A 19,498-nucleotide genomic window follows, 5' to 3' on the forward strand; every position below is an offset into this window, starting at 1 on the left:
CGGCTACCCCGGCTCAGTGGTGGTAGGCAGGAGGCAGGGGTAACCCCTGCTCCTGCAATACCTCCCGCGCGCGGTCGGGGTAGTCGGTGATCACGCCGTCCACGCCGGTGTCGAGTTGCGCGGCGATGGTGGCCTTGTCGTTCACCGTCCACGGGATCACCCGCAGGTCGAGGCCGTGCGCGCGCTCGACGTAGGCCTTGTCCGCTACCAGGGCGAAGCCGGGTTCGCCCGCCTTCTTGCCGTTGGGTACGGAGTAACCGGGTGAGGCCGCATTGGCGCCGAGCGCCCGCACCGCGCCGAGCGGATCGCCGGCGAAGTCCTCGTAGCGGATCGGGCCGAGCCACTTCGAGCCGGCGGCGAAGGTGGTGTCGTCATAGAGCGCCACCAGGGGGATCGCCGGATTCGCCCTGCGCACCAGCGGAAGTGAACGCCAGTCGAAGCTCTGGATGTCGACGTTGCCGGTCTCGTCCGCCGCGGCGACCGTGCTCAGGATGACATCGACGAACTCCTGCGGCGCCGCCGACTGCTCGGGATGCTCGGCCTCCACCTTCGTCTCGATGTTGTAGCGCAGGTGCGCGCCACGGTAGGTCTTCACCAGATCGAACAGCGCGGGCAGCGTGGCTATCTTGTTGCCGGGCATCGCCTGCTGGCCGGGGAAATCGGCGAGGGTCTTGCCACAGTCCAGCGTTTGGGTCTGCGCGTAGGTCAGCTCGTGCATCAGCTTGCCCACGTAGGGGAACTGCGGATCGTCCGGCACCACCGGCGCGGTGTCCGCGCACTTGGTCGCGAGCACCGTCGGGTCGTGCCAGATCATCGGCATTTTGTCCGAGGTGAGCACGATGTCCAGTTCCAGTGTGCTCACGCCGAGTTCGATCGCCTTGGCGAAGCCGATCAGCGACTCCTCGACGGTGAGACCGCGGCCGCCGCGGTGCGCCTGCAGCTCCACCGTTCGCGGCGGGGTAGCCGGTGACGAGTCCGATCGGCTGTCGCAGGCGGCGCTCACACCGAGGACGAGGGACCCGGCGACAGTGGCCGTGACTATGGCGCGGAGGTTCGGCATCGCGCCAAGCTAGCAAGGGTGAGTACGGTGTACCCATCCGCCGCGCCAGCGATTAACCTTGCGTGTTGGTACCGACATTCCAGGAGAGGCAGACAGAGGCTATGACGACCTCAGAACTTCACGCCCGAACTGAACTCACCGCCGATGTCCGTAATGGCATCGACTTCAAGGTGGCAGATCTGGCGTTGGCCGAATTCGGCCGCAAGGAGATCCGGCTCGCCGAGCACGAGATGCCCGGGCTGATGGCGCTACGTCGCGAATACGCCGATGTGCTGCCGCTACAGGGCGCGCGCATCTCCGGCTCGCTGCACATGACCGTGCAGACCGCGGTGCTGATCGAGACGCTGGTCGCGCTCGGCGCCGAGGTTCGCTGGGCCTCCTGCAACATCTTCTCCACCCAGGACCACGCCGCCGCGGCCATCGTGATCGGCCCGCACGGCACCATCGACGAGCCCAAGGGCATCCCGGTGTTCGCCTGGAAGGGCGAGACCTTGGAGGAGTACTGGTGGGCCGCCGAGCAGATGCTCACCTGGCCCGCGGGGCCCGATTCAACACCAAGGCCGGCCAACATGATCCTCGACGACGGCGGTGACGCCACCATGCTCGTGCTGCGCGGCGCGCAGTTCGAGAAGGCGGGCGTGGTGCCGCCGGCGGACGAGAGCCACTCGGCCGAGTACAAGGTGTTCCTCAACCTGCTGCGCGAGCGCTTCGAGTCCGACAAGGGCAAGTGGAGCGCCATCGCCGATTCGGTACAGGGCGTCACCGAGGAGACCACCACCGGCGTGCTGCGGCTGTACCAGTTCGCCGCCGCGGGCGAGCTGGTGTTCCCGGCGATCAACGTCAACGACTCGGTCACCAAGTCCAAGTTCGACAACAAGTACGGCACCCGCCACTCGCTGATCGACGGCATCAACCGCGGCACCGATGTGCTCATCGGCGGCAAGAAGGTGCTGATCTGTGGCTACGGCGACGTCGGCAAGGGTTGCGCGGAATCCCTTGGCGGACAGGGCGCCCGGGTGCAGGTCACCGAGATCGACCCGATCAACGCGCTGCAGGCGCTGATGGACGGCTACGACGTGGTCACCGTGGAGAGCGCGATCGGCGACGCCGACATCGTGATCACCTCCACCGGCAACATGGACATCATCACCCTCGACCACATGAAGGCGATGAAGGATCACGCGATCCTCGGCAACATCGGTCACTTCGACAACGAGATCGACATGGCCGGCCTGGAGCGCTCGGGCGCGACCCGGATCAACATCAAGCCGCAGGTCGACGAGTGGACGTTCAAGGAGTCCGGCAAGGCGATCATCGTGCTGTCCGAGGGCCGTCTGCTGAACCTGGGCAACGCCACCGGCCACCCGTCGTTCGTGATGTCCAACAGCTTCTCCAACCAGGTGATCGCGCAGATCGAACTGTGGACCAAGCCGGACGAATACGACAACGAGGTCTACCGCCTGCCCAAGCACCTCGACGAGAAGGTCGCCAAGATCCACGTCGAGGCCCTCGGCGGCGAGCTGACCAAGCTCACCAAGGATCAGGCCGAATACATCGGCGTCGATGTCGACGGCCCGTACAAGCCGGAGCACTACCGCTACTGAGACCTGTTGTTCTGCCGGTCCTTTCGGACCGGCAGGACGGGTTCGATCAGCTGATATCAGATCTGGCAGGTCGGGCTGGGGTGCAGCAGCCAGCACAGGACCGAACCGGGGTATGCCGACCCGCTGGCACTGCCGCTGTCGGCGACAGCGGCCGGGTTGGCGGCCACCGGTGCCGCGGCGGGCTCGAGGGTGAGCGGTGCGGCGGTGGCGGTACCGCCACCGAGCACGAGGGCCGCGCCGAACCCGACGGCGGCGAGGGTCATGCGGATCGGGGTGCGGGACATGACGGACGAGCTCATGGTTCTCCAGATGATCATGTTCAACTGTGTTTGACGGTTCAATAGTCGTGGCCCGGTGCGAAAACGTTACCCACCAGGCGAACCCGCGCATGGGTAGTCGACAACCAGCCACTAATCTGCTGCGCATGGGTGCGTTGGTTGCGGTGGAAGGCCTCGACGGTGCAGGCAAGCGCACGCTGATCGATGCGGCTGCCGGCGAGTTGAGGGCGCGCGGTTTACGCGTCCGAACGATGGCTTTTCCACGCTATGGGCAATCCGTGCATGCCGACCTGGCGGCCGAGGCGCTGCGTGGCGGTCACGGCGATCTGGCCGAGTCGATCAACGGCATGGCGCTGATGTTCGCCATCGATCGGGCGGGGGCCAGGGATGAGTTGTCGAAGCTTTTGGCCGACAACGACATCGTGGTGCTCGACCGCTATGTCGCGTCCAACGCGGCGTATTCGGCGGCCCGGCTCGAACAATCGGACGACGGCGAAATCGTGCGCTGGGTAGGCGAATTGGAATTCGGGCGGTTCGGACTGCCGGTGCCCGCGCTGCAGGTATTGCTCGACGTGCCGACCGAGGTCGCGGCCGAGCGAGCGCGCCTGCGCGGTGAACTCGACGACAGCCGGGCGCTCGACGCGTACGAACGCGATGGCGGGCTGCAGCACCGTACCGGCGCGGTGTACCGTGAGCTCGCTCAACGGAACTGGTATGGGCCGTGGTGGATATTCCGATCCGGTGACGATCCAGCCACGTTGGCTGCGCGATTGGCCGATTTGATTACCCGCTAGGGTTAGATGTGCGGCGGGTTCACACCAGTGTTGGCGTGGCAGCCCGATCCTGGCCTGGGAGATGACAACATAGTAATTATGAAGCCGAAGATTCTGGTCGTCGACGACGATATGGCACTCGCAGAGATGCTCACGATCGTCTTGCGCGGGGAAGGGTTCGACCCGCACGTGGTCGGCGACGGCACACAGGCCCTGGCGGCGGTTCGCGAGATCCGCCCAGACCTGGTGTTGCTGGACCTCATGCTGCCCGGCATGAACGGCATCGATGTATGCCGCGTGCTGCGGGCCGATTCCGGAGTACCGATCGTGATGCTCACCGCGAAGACCGACACGGTCGACGTGGTGCTCGGACTCGAGTCCGGTGCTGACGATTACATCGTCAAACCGTTCAAGCCGAAGGAACTCGTCGCCAGGGTGCGCGCTCGATTGCGCCGCACCGAGGACGAGCCCGCCGAGCTGTTGTCCATCGCCGACATCGTGATCGATGTGCCCGCGCACAAGGTGACTCGTGGCGGCGCGCAGATTTCGCTGACGCCGCTCGAGTTCGATCTGCTTGTCGCGCTTGCCCGCAAGCCGCGTCAGGTGTTCACCCGCGAGGTGCTGCTCGAACAGGTGTGGGGCTACCGGCATGCCGCCGATACCCGCCTGGTGAATGTGCACGTGCAGCGGCTGCGCGCCAAGGTCGAGAAGGATCCCGAGAATCCGGAGATCGTGTTGACCGTTCGCGGTGTCGGTTACAAGGCCGGACCGCCGTGATCGGTCGCGTTTCGCGAATCGTGGCAGCGTTCGTGCGGACGGAGGCATCGAGCGCCGACGAGGCGCGGCGGTGAGCGATCGCTCCAGGAACCAACTGGAGCGGCGACTGGCCGCGGTGGCAGTCCGGTTCACCGAACTGGGCACGGCGCTCGGTCACCTCTGGCAGCGATCGCTGCAACTGCGCGTCGCGGTCTCGACGATCACCCTGTCGCTGATCGTGATCACGATCCTCGGCGTGGTGCTGACCGACCAGATCACCAACCGGATGTTGGACACCAAGATCAACGCGGCGGTCGAGGAGATGGGCCGCGCGCGTAACGCGGTGCACCAGCAGCTGGTCGGCACGCACGACACCGGCGCCCAGCTGAAAGAGGCGCGCAACGCGCTGTCCAGCGACGGCAGCCCGCAGACCGGTGTCGCGGGCAGCTACGACGTGGCGCTGGTGATGATGAGCAGCGGCCAGCAGGAGGTCAACGCGGGCCCGATCCAGGACGTGCCCAACGAGCTGCGCAACTTCGTGCGGCGCGGACAGGTCAGCCGCCAGTTCACCACCGTCTCGGACTCGAGCGGGTATCACGGGCAGGCGTTGATCATCGGTAGCCCGAGCACCGAAGTGCCCACGCTGGAGATCTATCTCATCTTCCCGCTGGCCAGCGAGGCGCGCAGCCTGTCGCTGATGCGCGGCACCATGCTGATCGGCGGCATCGTGCTGCTCGTCTTGCTCGCCGCGATCACCGCGTTGGTGACCAGACAGGTGGTGCTGCCGATTCGTTCGGCGGCGCGGATCGCCGGTCGCTTCGCCGATGGCAGGCTCAAGGAACGCATGCTGGTGCGCGGCGAGGACGACATGGCGCGGCTGGCGCAGGCGTTCAACGAGATGGCCGAGAGCCTGTCCAACCAGATCACCCAGCTGGAAGAATTCGGAAACCTGCAGCGCCGCTTCACCTCCGACGTCAGCCACGAGCTGCGCACCCCGTTGACCACGGTGCGGATGGCCGCGGACCTGATCCACGGTAGCAGCGACGATCTGGATCCGGCGCTGGCCCGCAGCGCGGAGCTGTTGGTCAACGAGCTGGATCGGTTCGAGGGACTGCTCAACGATCTGCTCGAGATCAGCCGCCACGACGCGGGCGTCGCCGAACTGCAGATCGAATCGCTGGACGTGCGGATGTGCGCGCGGGCGGCCATCTCGACGGTGCGCCACCTGGCCAAGGATGCCGGTGTCGAGGTCGTGATGGATCTGCCGGAGGACCCGCTGGTCGCCGAGGTCGATCCGCGCCGGGTCGAGCGGGTGCTGCGGAATCTGCTCGCGAACGCGATCGATCACAGCGAGGGCAAGCCGGTGCTGATCAGGATGCGCGGCGACGGCGACGCCAACGCGGTCTCGGTGGTGGTGCGCGATCAGGGTGTCGGCCTGCGGCCCGGCGAGGAGAAGCTGGTCTTCAATCGGTTCTGGCGATCGGATCCGTCCCGGATGCGCCGTTCCGGCGGCACCGGCCTCGGGCTGTCGATCAGCGTCGAGGACGCGAATCTGCACGAGGGCAGGCTCGAAGCCTGGGGTGAGGTCGGGATCGGCGCGAGCTTCCGGCTGACGCTGCCACTGGTGCGCGGCAAGAAGCTCGGCGCGAGCCCGCTTTCCCTGGAACCGGTGCGCAAGCAGGCCGCCGGGCGACAGGTCGAACTGGAGATCGTGCCGAATTCGGCTGAGCCGGAGCCGGATACGACGCCGGGCGATAATGCGGCCGCGCCGGTCTCCGGGAACGGATCGGGGGCCGTCGCACCAGCGCAGCCGGGTGCCGACGCGGTGACCGAATCCGGGGAAGGGGTTTGATGAGCATGCGTGTCGGTGCTGCGAAAGTGCGGCGGCTGTTCGCGTTCGCCGCGGCGGCCCTAGCCGTGTTGATCGTGCTCTCCGGGTGCGCGAGCCTGCCGGAATCCTCGGCGCCGCAGGCGCTCGGCACCATCAACCGCGAACCGACCTCGGAGGGGCCACCGGCCCCCATCCAGGGACGCGACCCCGATCTGCTGCTGCGTGACTTCCTGCTGGCCACCGCCGACCCGACCAATCGGCATCTGGCGGCCCGGCAGTACATGACCCCGTCGGCCGCGGCGCAGTGGGACGACGCCGCGGGCACCACCATTGTGGAGAAGCCGGATACCTTGCGCGAGTCGCGAACTGGCGACAAGGCGACGTATCGCATCCGCGCGCGCAAGGTCGCCGACTTGGAGAGCAACGGCGCATACCACGCCTCGGCGGACCCGCCGCTGGAGAACAAGATCGAGATGACCAAGGTCAACGACGAGTGGCGCATCGACGAGCTACCCGACGGTGTGGTGATGGACGCCATCGCGTTCGGCAAGATGTACCGGCGCTACGTGCTCTACTTCGTCGATCCGACCAGCAGCGTCGTGGTGCCCGACCTGCGCTGGGCCGCCGTGCCCAAGGCGCAGGTGACCCAGCGGCTGCTCGGCATGCTCGGCGAGGGCACTCAACCCGCGCTCGCCCCGGTGCTGCGCAACGAGCTGGCCGCGCCGATCACCTTGCGCGGCCCCATCACCAAGGCCAACGGCGATCCGGACGAGGTCGGCGTCGGGCTCGGCGGCGTGAAGATCGACTTCGCCGGCGCCTCGGCGCTCAATCCGCACGATCGTGAGCTGCTCGCCGCGCAGGTGGTGCTCACCCTCGCGGGCGCGGACGTGCAGGGCCCCTACATGCTGCTCGCCGACGGCAAACCGTTCGACGACCGGTTCACCGGCAGCGGCTGGTCGATCACCGACGTCCAGCAGTACAGCCAGCCGACGCTGGGGAACAGTCAGATCGGGCTGCACGCGCTGCGCGGCGGCGCGCTGGTGCAGGTGCCGGAGAACAACGCCCCGATCGTGCCCGCCCCCGGTTATTTCGGCACCGTGAACAACCTGTTGTCCGCCGCGCTGTCGCCGGACAGCCAGCTGGTCGCCGGCGTCGCGGACACCGGACGGCCCGCGCCGGAACAGCCGCGCACCCTGATGGTCGGCACCTACGGCGGCAACGCGATTCCGGTCGCCAACGGTACTACCATCACCCGGCCGTCCTGGAACATCGACGGCACCGCCGCGTGGGCCGTCATCGACGGCGAGCGGGTGGTCCGCGCGGTCAACGACCGGAGCACCAACACCGTCTCGGTACAGGACGTGGACACCTCCGCGCTCACCTCGGCGGGACCGGGCTCGACCTTCCGTACGCCCATCACCGAGCTGCGGATTTCTCGTACCGGCGTGCGGGCCGCACTGATCGCCGACGGCAAAGTCTATGTCGCGGTGGTCATCCCGAAGCCGGGCGGCGGCTTCGCGCTGGCCTCGCCGTTGCCCGTCGGCGTCAATTCGAGTGCGGCGGCCGTGTCGTTGTCGTGGTTCGGTAGCGACCGGTTGATCATCTCCAGGGAGGGCAATGTCGATCCGGTCGGCACCGTGTCGATCGACGGGTCGCAGCCGATCCCGCAGACCAGCCGAAACCTGACGGCACCGGTGCGGCAGGTCAGTGCCACTCCGGAACACCAGTACGCCGCCGATTCTCGTGCCGTACTGGAGTTGACGAGCAACCCGGATGGTGGCGAGCCGTACTGGCGTGAGGTGCCTGGGCTCGGCGCGAACGCCGTCCCGGTGCTGCCGAGCTGAGCACTTTCCGGTAAATGGTTCCGCGGCAACGGAATCAGCGATGTGCCGCGCCGGGCATCGGGACGTTGTCGGTGGGTGCGCGCACACTCGGGCGATGCGGACCCTGCTCGATCTGATCCTGCCCGCCTCGTGTGCGGGCTGTCGTGCCGTGGGCGTCGGCTGGTGCGCCGAATGCGCGGCGGCGCTGGCGGGCCCGCCGACGCGGGTGTGGCCGAGGACCGATCCCGGGGTGCCGTGCTGGGCGCTCGGCCCGTACGCGGGGCCGGGGCGCCGGGCGGTGCTCGCGGCCAAAGAGCAGGGGCGCCGGGATCTGGCCGAGCCGCTCGGGCTGGCGCTCGCCGGTGGTCTCGCCCGCTTGCGGGCCCGCGATCGGCCACTGCTGCTGGTGCCCGCGCCGAGCCGGACGGTCGCGGCGCGCAGGCGCGGCGGAGATCCGGTGCTGCGCATGGCGCGGGTAGCCACGAGTTGGCTGCCCGATAGCCAAATGATATCTCTGCTGCGAGTGTGGTGGGGTGTGCGTGATTCGGTGGGCTTGACACCCGGTGAGCGGGTTCACAATCTCGGCGGTCGTGTCACCACACTACCCGGCCGCCCGGCCACGCCGGAGATCCCGGAAAACGCCGAGGTAGTGCTGGTCGACGACGTACTGACAACCGGTGCAACGGCCGGTGAGTCGGTGCGCGCGCTTGCTCGAATCGGCCTCCGGCCACACGCCGTACTGGTTATCTGTGCTGCTTGACTCCGGGAAATTTGCGTGAACACTGGCGCACTCCCCGATGTCGTACTAGCGTCGCGATCACACACCCGAACCGGGAGTTTGGAGGTGGCGCCTCGGACAACATGTGCCGAGAGATCGTCGATCGGCACGGCTCATTCCCGCCGCACGCACGTTCGTTTGTGCGGCCATATTCGGGAGGTACGCGTGACGACTTCTTCACGACCTTCAGTGCAAGACGCCGACCCTTCGGTGTTGGATGACAGCACCTTGGACGTGACCGAACAATCCCTTGCGGACCAAACCAAGACGCCCCGCGCGGACGTCGTGGTCAAGGGTCGCAATGTCGAAGTTCCGGATCACTATCGAATCTATGTCGCGGAGAAACTCTCCAGGCTCGAACGCTTCGATCCGTCCATTTTCATCTTCGACGTCGAACTGTTTCACGAGCGAAATCGACGGCAGCGCAAGAGTTGTCAGCGGGTGGAGATCACCGCGCGTGGCAAGGGCCCGATCGTGCGGGCCGAGGCATGTGCCGACAGTTTCTACGCCGCGCTCGAGTCGGTGACGGCGAAGCTGGAGAGCCGCCTGCGCCGCACCAAGGATCGCCGCAAGGTGCACTACGGGGACAAGACCCCCGTGTCCGTCGCCCAGGCGACCGCCGACCTGGTGGACGAGAGCCTGTTCGCCCAGCCGAACGGCAACGGCTCCACCGCCGCGCACGACCACCCCGACGGCGACGCCCGCCGCCGCCCCGACGGGATGCCGGAAAACTCGGAATACGCGGCCGGACCCGGCCATATCGTTCGCACCAAGGTGCACACCGCGACCCCGATGTCCGTCGACGATGCCCTCTACCAGATGGAACTCGTCGGCCATGACTTCTTCCTCTTCCAAGACCGCGAGACCGACCGACCGTCGGTTGTCTATCGCAGGCACGCCTTCGACTACGGCCTGATCCGGCTCGCATAGTCCAAGGCTTCACCCATCCGCCGCTCCGGGCAGTCAGCGCTCGAGTTGGGTGCCCGGAGACCCGCTTCGGTCGAAGCGATCAGCCGCCTAGGCTAGGCTTCGCCGCGAAATCCGTGATATCCGTTGTCGTGGTATGCGTTTCGCGGCCGCGCCAGACCCGTGCGAGGTCGAGCAGGCGACGTATGTCCGAGTCGATATCGCTCGACGGCGCGCCGAAACGATCGGCCTCGCGCGGGGCGGCGGCCGGTGCGGCGCCGTTGCGCCTGGCCGCGATGGCCTGCCGCAGCTGCCTGGCGTAGCGCGCGGTACTGGGTGGGCCGAGCTCGGTCGGATGGTCGGCGGGTAGGTACCGGTGCAACTGCATCAGTGCGTCGCGGATCTCCACCGTCATGCGGAGCAAGCGTGCGTCCGGTGGGGCCGAACCTGTTGTGGGGAGCACTATTTCGGGTACCGCCGCGGTGAGATCGCGCCACAGCGGCCGCAGCCGACGGCAGTGCCGCCCGGCCCGGTTCCAGCCGGTGCGCGCCGACAATACCTCGATCAGCGGGACGGCCAGCATCGCGGCCAGCACGAACACCGTGCCGAAATTGGGTGCGGCCCAACGGGTCAGCTGCGGGTCGTCGGCTTGCCAATGGCCGGTGTGCCTGGCGATCGAACTGGCCAGACTCGCGCTCGCGATGAATGGCGTGGCCAGCAGGGCGGTGAAGACGACGCGCTCGTACCGGGTGACCTCGCCGCCGCGCAGCTCGCGCAGGCCGGCCCGCCAGACCAGCGTGCCCACCGCGATCAGCGGAATCCACATCACCGCCGACACCACGAACTCCTGCCAGCTGCTGTCCTGCCCGAGCAGCGTCCCGGCCCGCCGGTAAGGCGTGCCGACGATCAGGATCAGTAGCGCGGACGCGGCGGCGGCCAGGTCGAAGAAGCGCTGGCGGCGCGCGGCCAGCCGCGGGGCGGCGTCGGCCCACAGCAGCGCGGCGCCGAACAGGCTCGCGATGCCGAGCATGGTTGCGCCCATCGACAGCTGATGCAGCAGGCTGCCGAACCGCGGCGCGATGCCCCGCTCGAGCAGTATCAGCGACAGCGCCGTCCAGGCCAGGGCGCGGTTGAGCAGGCGGTCGATCGCGGTGCTGTTGAGCAGCGCGCGGCGCCCGAGGACCACGGCGACGACGAAGATGATCACCGGCACCGCGAACACCGCGGGGACCGGCGAGCTCACCGACGGCGGTCGCGGAAGAATGTCCGGTGCAGCAACGAGTCTCGGCGTGGTGGGCGCATGGCGTGCAGCATGACCATGTCGGCGAAGGTCTCGGCATCGCGTTCGCGGGTGGTGCCGTAGTCGGTGCGGCCGAGCACGTGCGCGATGGATTCCGGCGAGATCGACGGCAGCAGTTCGGCGACCGCGGCCACCGTGGGTGTGGTCGGCGCGGGTTCGCCGTCGGTCGGCTGCTCCGGCCCGTGGCCGAGCAGCATGTGGCCGAGCTCGTGCACGATGATGTGCTCGGCGTGCCACTCGGTGGTGTCCGCGCCATAGACGATGACATCGCTGTCCTGCTTGGCGATCCACAGTCCGCTGCCGGTGCCGCATCCGGTGCCCGCGAGCAGCGCGGTATCGATCGGCAGCAGGCTGATGCTGCGGCCGCGATACTGCGCGACATCGTCGAGATAGCTCGACAGATCCCACGGGTGCGGTATCGGTACGTCCCGGGTCAGGTTCCGGAACCGGGCCTGCATGGCCATGCGATCGTTCTCCTACAGCAAGCTCGTTGCCCCCAGTAGGTAGCGATATTACCGACTCGGCGGTACGGGCCGATCCGTGCTCTCGATGATCCTGGCGAGGATCGACTGGTCGACGTTGGAACCACGCAGCGCGATGCTGGAGACATTGGCGTCGCGCATGGTCGCGAGCAGCTCTAGCTCACGGTCGATGGCCGCGGCCGCCGGACCCGTCGTGGTGAGGTAATCGGCGGCAACGCCGAAGCTTTGCGCGATGGCCGCGAGCAGATCCGGTTCGACTGTGCCGAGGGCATTTTCGCTGTCGAATTCGCCGCTGCGTAGTCGCTCCAGCTGGCTCGCCGGGACGGCTCGGCGTAGGTAATCAGCTGCCTGCTCGGCTACCGCCGCGTTGCTGCGCTCCGGCGCGGAGCGGGGGTGCACGACCGCGAACAACCGGTTGATCTTGTGGCTCAGCGTGAGTGTTCTGTTGCCCGGCGCGTCGTCTGTCATCTCGGTCACCTCAGTGCCCACCGTTTCGACTCGCGGTCGTGGCCAGGTTGGCAGCCAGCCACCGTGCCTGGAACTGGCCTTCTGTCGCAGCATCCACGTCCTCCGATCGGCCGGCCAACCAGCGCCGGTATCGCCGTTCCTGCAGTTCGGCCGCGTCACTGGCCTCGGCGGGCACCTCGAGCAGGTGCGCGAACGCCATTTCGACGAGCGGGTGGAGTACTCGGCCCGGGCCGCCGTTGCGTTCGAGCATCGTGGTCGCGTAGCGCGCCGACAGGGTGGAGACCACCCGGTTGAGCTCGCTGATCGCGGCAACCAGTTGGGGATCGGACGCGGTGCCCTTGTCGACGGCGTCGTTGAGTCGGCCCGCGGTCGCGAGAAGGCCGGTGAGATCGGCGATTTCGAAGCGGATCGAGTCGGGCCCGGCCACTACGGACTCGCCGGGGTGGCGGGCGGACAGTGCGGGGTCGGCGACGGCGGGCGAGCCGCCCGCGTAGGTGCGCGCGGCACTGCCCGGCAGCCAGCGCAGCGGCGCGTCGAGTTTGTTCAGCGTTGTCGTGCTGATCGCCGCGTCGCCGTCCTCGATCTTGCGAATCGTGGGCGCCGATGGCCCGCCGAGGTCGCCGATCTGTAACTGCGTGAGTCCGAGCTCGTCCCGGCGTTCCTTGATGATTCGGCCGAATCTCTTCTGGCGCCGCGACAGCTCCGAAGGGCTATGCATAGTGCGCTCCAGGGTAGGCCCGAGCAGTGGCAAAGGCAAACCAATAGAAAATGTTTGAAAAATTTGTGGAAATATTGCTACTGTTCTGATGCGCCGAGTCGCACCCGACTTCGGCCTTGTGGAGCGTTCCGAGACGAGCAGGGGCGTTCGTCGGGACGGGCGCCTCCGGTCTGTTGCGCAACGGCGCGCAGCAGGCCGGAATCAGCGACGGTGGAGGGGAACGCCGCTGCGCACGGGATCACCGTCGGCGAAGGGGGTCGACGGTGAACTTACTATGGAGTAAGTTTGGTGGTCATAGATCTCTCGAAAGGAAATCGCATGGCCACCAAGGCTGCTCGCCGTGCCGTTATCGTGTCCGGTGCGCGCACGCCGTTCGTGCGTGCGTTCACCGGGTACACCCGCATGGATTCCATCGCGCTCGCCGATGCCGCGGTCCGTGGCCTGCTGGAGCGGACCGGGCTGCCCGGCGGCCAGGTGCAGGCGATCGTGTGGGGCGGGGTCATCCTGCCGAGCGCGGCGCCGAACATCGCCCGGGAAATCGCCCTTGACCTGCGGCTCGATGCCGGTTGCGAGGGCTACACGGTGACCAGGGCCTGCGCGTCGGGCCTGCAGGCGGTGACCTCCGCCGCGGCCGCGATCGAGCGCGGCGAATACGACATCATGATCGCGGGCGGCAGCGATTCCACCTCCAATGCCGAGGTCAAACTGCCGCAAAAGGTGGTGCACGCCGCGGCGCCGCTGGCGCTCGGCAAGCCGAAGCCCAAGGACTACCTGTCCGCGGTCGCGCAGCTCGCGCCGTTCACCCATCTGCTGCCGAGCAGGCCGAAGATCGCCGAACGCACCACCGGTGAGGTGATGGGGGAGTCGGCCGAGAAGATGGCCCGCATCCACGGCGTCAGCCGCGCCGATCAGGACGAGTTCGCCGCCCGCTCGCACCATCGCGCCGCCGCCGCCATCGATTCGGGCCGGTTCGACGACGAAGTGCTGCGGGTGCGCACCCCCGAGGGCACCGAGATCGACCGCGACGGATTGGTCCGTGGCAACACCAGCATCGAAAAACTATCGAAACTGAAGCCGGTGTTCGCCGAAAACGGCACGGTGACCGCGGGCAACGCGAGCCCGCTGACCGACGGCGCGTCCGCGGTGCTGTTGATGAGCGAGGAAAAGGCACTGGAGCTCGGCTACCGGCCGCTCGCCGCGTTCCGCTCCTGGAGTTACGTCAGCGTCGATCCGACCGACCAGGTGCTCATCGGGCCTGCGATCTCCATGCCGCGTGCGCTCGACAAGGCCGGAATGTCGTTGAGCGACATCGATTTCGTCGACATTCACGAGGCCTTCGCCGCGCAAACGCTGTCCGTGCTCGCCGCGCTCGGCAGCACCGAGTGGGCCAAGTCCCGCCTCGACCGGGACACCGCCGTCGGCGAGATCGACATCGACAAGCTCAATGTGCACGGCGGTTCGGTCTCCCTCGGCCACCCCTTCGGCGCCACCGGCGCCCGCATGGTCACCACCATGGCCAACGAACTAGCCCGCACCGGCAAAAACGCTGCGCTGCTAGGCATCTGCGCCGCAGGCGGCATCGGAGCCTCCGCGGTGCTCGAGCGCGTCTGACGCCTCGGTCGTCCGCCGCGCACAGTCTCGGCTGCCGCGCACGAGCTAGCTAGCAGTTTCGTGCGCGGCACGGCAAACCTTGCGCAGCATAGGCTTTCGCGGTTCAGCCGTCGGACACCGCGCGTCCGCTTGGTGCGCAGGGGTTTGCGTGCCGAGGCCGCTTGTTGCGCCGGGGCCTGTCTCTGCTGTGCGCGACTCAGCGGATATTTCGTGCGCGACGGGAGACAACTTGCGCAGCACAGGCTTTCGTGACATGCCCGCGTTCAGCGGACCTCGCCGAGGCAGCTTGCCGCGTGCGGAGGGTTCTTGTCGTGGCCGCTTGTTGCGTAGGGGTTTGCCTGGGGCGCACGAAATTGCCGGTGAGTTCGGGTGGGGCGGGACAAGGCATGTGCAGCACTGGATCTCGCGGCTTGGCTGGGTTCCGGTGAGCCGACGGTTGGCTGGGGCCGCGTTATCGTGCGCGGTCTGGGGGGATCACCGGGATGGTGCCGTCGGCGGTGGGGCGGACGCCGTAGCTGGTGTATGTGCGGCGGGTGGTCTGGGGTTTGCGGCCCTCGTCGGCGATGATTCGCAGGCAGGTGTCGTGGTTGGTTTCGCCGGGGCGAGCCTCGCGGCGCAGGCGGAGCATGGCGGAGGCGAGATCGATGCCGAGCTCATTCGACAGCCTTACGGCGTCGACATTGGCCATGGCAAACCTCCTGAACCTGAAGAACACTGCGTCCGCGAAAAATCCATTGTCCGAGATGGATCCGTCCTTGGCTTACCCAATCGCCGAGTCGGCGAATCCTCGGGTACCCGGACGGGCGGCCGTAAACCCCGTGATCTCTCACACACCGAAAGTTCCTCAACGGACAGCACATCGCTGACACTCCAGTGACAGGACATCCCGGACACTGATCGGCCGATCGGCGGGTGTTCGTCGATGGGCCAGAAGTAGTCACTCTGGAGCAGAGGCTCGCCGATGTTGCTGCCGGCGGGGCGACCGTGGGTGGGGGGCGCGTCAGGCGCGGTAGGTCTCGTGGTGGACGGCGTCGTGCAGGGGGCGGCCGCTGCGCCAGCCGAATCGTTCCAGGTCGGGGATCTGCTGGAACGCGTGGACGGGGCCGATGCACAGCCAGGCGACGGGGTGGATGCCCGCGGGCAGGGCGACGAGGTCGGTGAGGAATGCGGGGTCGTAGAAGGAGACCCAGCCGACGCCGATGCCCTCCGCGGTGGCGGCCAGCCAGAGGTTCTGGATCGCGAGAACGGCGGAGTAGACCCCGGTTTCGGGGACGGTGGCGCGGCCGAGCACCTGCGGGCCGCCGCGGCCGTGGTCGTAGCTGACCACGATGCCGGTGCCGCTCTCGACAATGCCCTCGATCTTGATCGGCTCGAAGGTGGCCGCGCGCTCCGGCGGCAGCGCGGTACGGAATTCGATCCGCTTGTCCGCCACATGATCCGCGAACTTTCGCAGCGTGCTCGGATCGCGCACCACCACGAAATCCCACGGCTGCGAATTCCCGACACTCGGCGCCCGATGCGCGGCTTCGAGAATCCGCCACAGCGTCGCGTCGTCCACCGGTTCTCCGGTGAACTCTGCTCGCACATCGCGCCGCGTCCGTATCGCTTCGTAAACACTCAACCCATCAGCACCCACCCGCTAACTCAACCACCCACGCCGTTCGCGCATTCGAGGGGAGTCAGATGGCGCCTAAATGATCTTCAACAGCGAACATATGACTCCCCTCGAATGCCGACAGCGACCATTTGACTCACCTCGGGCCAGGTGTGTGGTGCCGCATTTCGGCCTGACCATCTGGCTGCGCCCCGCGAGGCGGCCCCAGACCGGTATCGCCACAAATCCGCACCCTAACTCAGGATCCGCACTCGGAATAGGGCCCTAAAGTCAGGCGGATCACGAGTTGGGGTGCGGATTGGTATGCCAACCTGGGCGCTGCTCGCGGGCGGGTTGGCATTGCGTCGGACCGCAGCTGGGTCTTGCGGTTCGGATACGACTGTGCGGGCGGCGTATTCAGCTCGCCCGCACAGTCGATGCTCAGCTCAGTTTTGTTGCCCGTAATGCTCGATGATGGCACCGTTGCCGTCGTGGTCGCAGGTACCGCTCATCAGGCCGGGTGTGTTGACCAAATCGTTTTCCAGCTGCTTGGCGCAGTCCCACTCGGCGTCAGGGCCGCTGAAGACCTGTCCGTCGTAGGCCGATGCGACCCCTGCGGCGCTGAGCCCGATGGCCGCCACGGCGGCACAGGCATAGAAAACCTTGCGAAACATTGTGAATCCCTCCCGATGTGATGGCCCGGGTCCTCCCTTGTTGCCGGAGCCAGCTCTGAATTTATCAACGCATCGCGCCGTTGATGCTGCCAAGTTCGCGAGAGTTATTTGGCAGTGCCATGTTTCGTTGCGGCGCGCATACGCCGGCCCGGTCCGATGAGATCGGACCGGGCCGGGGACAGCGCCGAGCGGGTTACTTGGTGAGTTGCAGTGCGCGTTCGACGGGGGCGGGGCGGCGGGAGAGACGCTTCTTGCCCTCGGCGAGGGCGGTGCGCAGGCCGCGGCGTCTGCCGGTTGCCGGGTCGATGACCGGGCCCGCGGTGCCGGCGAACTTGCGTTCCGAGGCGGTTTCGGGGGCGTCGTCGACGGTGTCGCGCAGGTACTTGTTCGGCAGGGACAGCTTGAGGATGGTGCGCCAGGCCTTGAAGTACTGCACGGGCAGGGAGCCGGTGGTGTAGGGCAGGTCGTACTTTTCGGCCAGTTCCCTGACCTTCACCGCGATGTCGGCGTACCGGTTGCTCGGCAGGTCGGGGAAGAGGTGGTGTTCGATCTGGTGGCTGAGGTTGCCGGTCATGAAGTGGGTGAGCGGGCCGCCGGAGATGTTGGCACTGCCGAGCATTTGGCGCAGGTACCACTGGCCCTTGGTCTCGCCGTCGATGTCTGCCTTGGTGAACTTCTCCGCGCCGTCGGGGAAGTGCCCGCAGAAGATCACCGCGTTGGACCACACATTGCGGATCGCGTTCGCGGCGAGGTTGGCGGTCAACGTCGAGAAGAACGCGGGGCCGGTGAGCGCCGGGAAGATCACGTAGTCCTTGACGACCTGCTTGCCCATCTTGGTGAGCGCCTCGGTGCGCTTGCGCTCGAAATCGTCCCGCTCCGGAGTGCCGGGCTTGAACCGGCCCGCGGCCAGCTTGCCGAGTTCCATGTGCTGGATCGCGACGCCGTATTCGAAGAGCAGCTGCAGCACCAGGTTGTAGACCGGGTTGCCCAGGTTGAACGGCTTCCACTTCTGGTCGCGGGTGACGCGCAGCAGGCCGTAACCGATGTCGTCGTCCATGCCGAGCACGTTGGTGTACTTGTGGTGCAGGTAGTTGTGTGTGTGCTTCCAGTGCTTGGCCGCGCCCGCGTTGTCCCATTCCCAGGTGCTGGAGTGGATTTCCGGATCGTTCATCCAGTCCCACTGCCCGTGCATGGCGTTGTGCCCGATCTCCATGTTCTCGATGATCTTGGCGGTGCTGAGCAGGGCGACGCCGGCCAGCCAGGCGGGCGGTAAGAAGCTGGCGAACAGCACGCCGCGGCCGCTGATCTCGAGTGCGCGCTGCAGCCGGATCACGTTGCGGATATATCGCGCGTCGCGCGCACCGCGCGAGGCTTCGATATCCCGCCGGATCGCGTCGAATTCCGCGCCGAGTGCTTCCACGTCGGCGTCGGTGAGATGTGCGTATTCCTTGACATCCGAGATCGCCATGCCGGTTACAGTACCGTAGGTTACGAGACCGTAGGTTACGAGGACCTGAACGCCGATGTGGCAAATCCCGCATTGCTAACGCGGTCGTTTGATGCTAGGCCGATCGCCGGGGCGATACGGCGTAAAGCCTTCTCCCGCACAGCCTTCCGGCGCAGGCTCGGCCGCTCCGTTCGGTGCTTGATACTGCTCTATCGAACAGTTCCGCGCAACTCGTAGCGGCCGTCGCCCGCGGATACCCACTCGCGCTGGGAATATCCGGTCAACCAGCCACTTTGCCGAACTTTCGCCAGCAAGACATGTGCCGTTCCGAACATTCACCTAACTTCCAGCGTCCCTGACGAATGGAGTTCACTCATGCGATTATCGAAGGCGTTGCTCACGGCTGTTCTGCTGGCGAGCACCGCCCTGGTGGGGGCCGCGCCGCTGGCGCACGCCGACGACCACGAGCGGGTGCGCGTGCTCACCTGGAACATCCTGCACGGTGGCCGTGAGCCCACGCCGGACAATCTGAACGACCTGATAGATCAGGTAATAGACATCGAACCGGACGTGTTCTTCGCCGTGGAGACCTACGGCTCCGGCGAAACCATCACCGATGCGCTCACCCGCCGCGCGCACAATGGCCGCTACACCGGGGTGAAGATCACGGACCGTCCCGCCGGGTCGGACAACCTGTGGATCTTCACCAAATACGAGGTCGTCGCGACCTACCCGAAGCCGCAGGGCGGCCCGGTGAGCGACTTCAATCTCGGCGGCGTGCGGGTGCGCGTGCCGCACGACGGAGAGTTGAATCTGTTCGCCACCTGGCTCACCTACACCGATCCGTGGGACGGCTATCTGATCGACGAGAACGCGATCGACCGCCGCGATGGCCGCGAACCGCGCCACTCGGTCGCCGCCGTCGTGCAGGCCGAACGCGCACAGACGCAATACATCACCGACATCGTGCGCAACCAGATACCGAAGATGCTGGGCGGCAACACCGCACCGGTGCTGATGGGCGGCGACTTCAACACGCTGCGCTGCGCGGACTGGACGCCGAGCCAAGCGAACTGTCCGAACCACTTCGGGCTGAGTTATCCGCTGACCGCCACCAAGGCCGTCACCGATGCGGGTTTCGTCGACACCTTCCGCGCCGCCAACCCGGATGTCTGCGCCGTCCCCGGCCGCACGTGGAGCCCGTTGCCCACCGAAAAACTGCTCACCGATCAGCGGATCGATTTTCTCTTCGCCAAGGGCAACGTCGAAACGCGCGCGGCTCGCGTGGTGGACCAGCGCATGCGGCGCCACGGTCCCGGGGTGTTCTACTCCGATCACGCCGCGGTCGTCAGCGATCTGAAGGTGCGCTGGTGATGTCCTGACAGCGAGGGCCGG

19 protein-coding genes are annotated in these 19,498 nt (G+C 66.9%); 9 read left to right on the plus strand and 10 right to left on the minus strand.

The features are described 5' to 3' along the window. Nucleotides 1-13 precede the first annotated feature (13 nt). Entirely contained in the window at nt 14-1,060 is a 1,047-nt protein-coding gene (locus ACIBCN_RS17715; protein WP_396992637.1) for a glycerophosphodiester phosphodiesterase family protein, read from the minus strand. Nucleotides 1,061-1,161: 101 nt separating this feature from the next. On the opposite strand from ACIBCN_RS17715, the gene ahcY reads away from it, so the two are divergent. Then, nucleotides 1,162-2,664, plus strand: coding sequence for an adenosylhomocysteinase (ahcY, locus tag ACIBCN_RS17720; RefSeq protein WP_396992638.1), 1,503 nt, complete (start codon nt 1,162-1,164; stop codon nt 2,662-2,664). Nucleotides 2,665-2,720: 56 nt separating this feature from the next. Here the strand turns inward: ahcY and ACIBCN_RS17725 are convergent, their stop codons facing one another. After that, nucleotides 2,721-2,963 carry a hypothetical protein gene (locus ACIBCN_RS17725; RefSeq protein ID WP_396992639.1) on the minus strand — a complete coding sequence of 81 codons (243 nt, stop codon included), beginning with the start codon at nt 2,961-2,963 and terminating at the stop codon, nt 2,721-2,723. Nucleotides 2,964-3,088: 125 nt separating this feature from the next. Between ACIBCN_RS17725 and ACIBCN_RS17730 the strand changes: the two genes are divergently transcribed. From ACIBCN_RS17730 to hpf, 6 genes are all read left to right on the plus strand, one after another. Next, nucleotides 3,089-3,736 carry a dTMP kinase gene (locus ACIBCN_RS17730; protein ID WP_396992640.1) on the plus strand — a complete coding sequence of 216 codons (648 nt, stop codon included), beginning with the start codon at nt 3,089-3,091 and terminating at the stop codon, nt 3,734-3,736. 78 nt (nt 3,737-3,814) lie between these two features. Then, nucleotides 3,815-4,492 (plus strand): MtrAB system response regulator MtrA, encoded by a 678-nt coding sequence (gene mtrA, locus ACIBCN_RS17735; RefSeq protein WP_069163595.1) that lies wholly within the window; start codon nt 3,815-3,817, stop codon nt 4,490-4,492. A gap of 70 nt (nt 4,493-4,562) precedes the next feature. After that, nucleotides 4,563-6,323 carry an MtrAB system histidine kinase MtrB gene (gene mtrB / locus ACIBCN_RS17740; protein WP_396992641.1) on the plus strand — a complete coding sequence of 587 codons (1,761 nt, stop codon included), beginning with the start codon at nt 4,563-4,565 and terminating at the stop codon, nt 6,321-6,323. A 5-nt stretch (nt 6,324-6,328) separates the two neighbouring features. Beyond that, nucleotides 6,329-8,146 (plus strand): MtrAB system accessory lipoprotein LpqB, encoded by a 1,818-nt coding sequence (gene lpqB / locus ACIBCN_RS17745; RefSeq protein WP_396992642.1) that lies wholly within the window; start codon nt 6,329-6,331, stop codon nt 8,144-8,146. A 94-nt stretch (nt 8,147-8,240) separates the two neighbouring features. Then, a complete protein-coding gene (locus ACIBCN_RS17750) occupies nt 8,241-8,885 on the plus strand; it encodes a ComF family protein (protein WP_396992643.1) in 645 nt (214 codons plus the stop codon). 183 nt (nt 8,886-9,068) lie between these two features. After that, nucleotides 9,069-9,833 (plus strand): ribosome hibernation-promoting factor, HPF/YfiA family, encoded by a 765-nt coding sequence (gene hpf / locus ACIBCN_RS17755; RefSeq protein ID WP_396992644.1) that lies wholly within the window; start codon nt 9,069-9,071, stop codon nt 9,831-9,833. Nucleotides 9,834-9,912: 79 nt separating this feature from the next. Here hpf and ACIBCN_RS17760 read toward each other — a convergent pair whose 3' ends face one another. From ACIBCN_RS17760 to ACIBCN_RS17775, 4 genes are read right to left on the minus strand one after another with little or no spacing between them, the layout of a single operon-like run. Continuing rightward, nucleotides 9,913-11,052, minus strand: coding sequence for an MAB_1171c family putative transporter (locus tag ACIBCN_RS17760; protein ID WP_396992645.1), 1,140 nt, complete (start codon nt 11,050-11,052; stop codon nt 9,913-9,915). Continuing rightward, nucleotides 11,049-11,573 (minus strand): hypothetical protein, encoded by a 525-nt coding sequence (locus ACIBCN_RS17765; protein ID WP_396992647.1) that lies wholly within the window; start codon nt 11,571-11,573, stop codon nt 11,049-11,051. Before ACIBCN_RS17765 ends, ACIBCN_RS17760 begins: the two co-directional genes overlap by 4 nt. A gap of 48 nt (nt 11,574-11,621) precedes the next feature. Beyond that, nucleotides 11,622-12,059 (minus strand): hypothetical protein, encoded by a 438-nt coding sequence (locus tag ACIBCN_RS17770; RefSeq protein ID WP_396992648.1) that lies wholly within the window; start codon nt 12,057-12,059, stop codon nt 11,622-11,624. Nucleotides 12,060-12,069: 10 nt separating this feature from the next. Continuing rightward, the gene (locus ACIBCN_RS17775) at nt 12,070-12,777 is read right to left on the minus strand and encodes a helix-turn-helix domain-containing protein (protein ID WP_396992649.1); all 708 of its coding nucleotides are present in this window, start codon (nt 12,775-12,777) and stop codon (nt 12,070-12,072) included. Nucleotides 12,778-13,095: 318 nt separating this feature from the next. On the opposite strand from ACIBCN_RS17775, the gene ACIBCN_RS17780 reads away from it, so the two are divergent. Further along, on the plus strand, nt 13,096-14,388 hold the full coding sequence (locus ACIBCN_RS17780) for an acetyl-CoA C-acyltransferase (protein WP_396992650.1): 1,293 nt from the start codon (nt 13,096-13,098) through the stop codon (nt 14,386-14,388). A gap of 451 nt (nt 14,389-14,839) precedes the next feature. Here ACIBCN_RS17780 and ACIBCN_RS17785 read toward each other — a convergent pair whose 3' ends face one another. The 4 genes from ACIBCN_RS17785 to ACIBCN_RS17800 form a co-directional block, all read right to left on the minus strand. Next, nucleotides 14,840-15,076, minus strand: coding sequence for a hypothetical protein (locus ACIBCN_RS17785; protein ID WP_396992651.1), 237 nt, complete (start codon nt 15,074-15,076; stop codon nt 14,840-14,842). Between the two features lie 312 nt (nt 15,077-15,388). Further along, nucleotides 15,389-16,009: a 5,6-dimethylbenzimidazole synthase gene (gene bluB, locus ACIBCN_RS17790; RefSeq protein ID WP_396992652.1), complete on the minus strand. Its 621-nt coding sequence runs from the start codon at nt 16,007-16,009 to the stop codon at nt 15,389-15,391. A 419-nt stretch (nt 16,010-16,428) separates the two neighbouring features. Next, entirely contained in the window at nt 16,429-16,656 is a 228-nt protein-coding gene (locus tag ACIBCN_RS17795) for a hypothetical protein (protein ID WP_396992653.1), read from the minus strand. A gap of 193 nt (nt 16,657-16,849) precedes the next feature. After that, entirely contained in the window at nt 16,850-18,124 is a 1,275-nt protein-coding gene (locus ACIBCN_RS17800) for a fatty acid desaturase family protein (RefSeq protein WP_396992654.1), read from the minus strand. 354 nt (nt 18,125-18,478) lie between these two features. Between ACIBCN_RS17800 and ACIBCN_RS17805 the strand changes: the two genes are divergently transcribed. After that, nucleotides 18,479-19,477, plus strand: coding sequence for an endonuclease/exonuclease/phosphatase family protein (locus ACIBCN_RS17805; protein WP_396992655.1), 999 nt, complete (start codon nt 18,479-18,481; stop codon nt 19,475-19,477). Nucleotides 19,478-19,498: the final 21 nt, after the last annotated feature.

This window comes from Nocardia sp. NPDC051052, from assembly GCF_044456045.1.
Taxonomy (GTDB): Bacteria; Actinomycetota; Actinomycetes; order Mycobacteriales; family Mycobacteriaceae; genus Nocardia.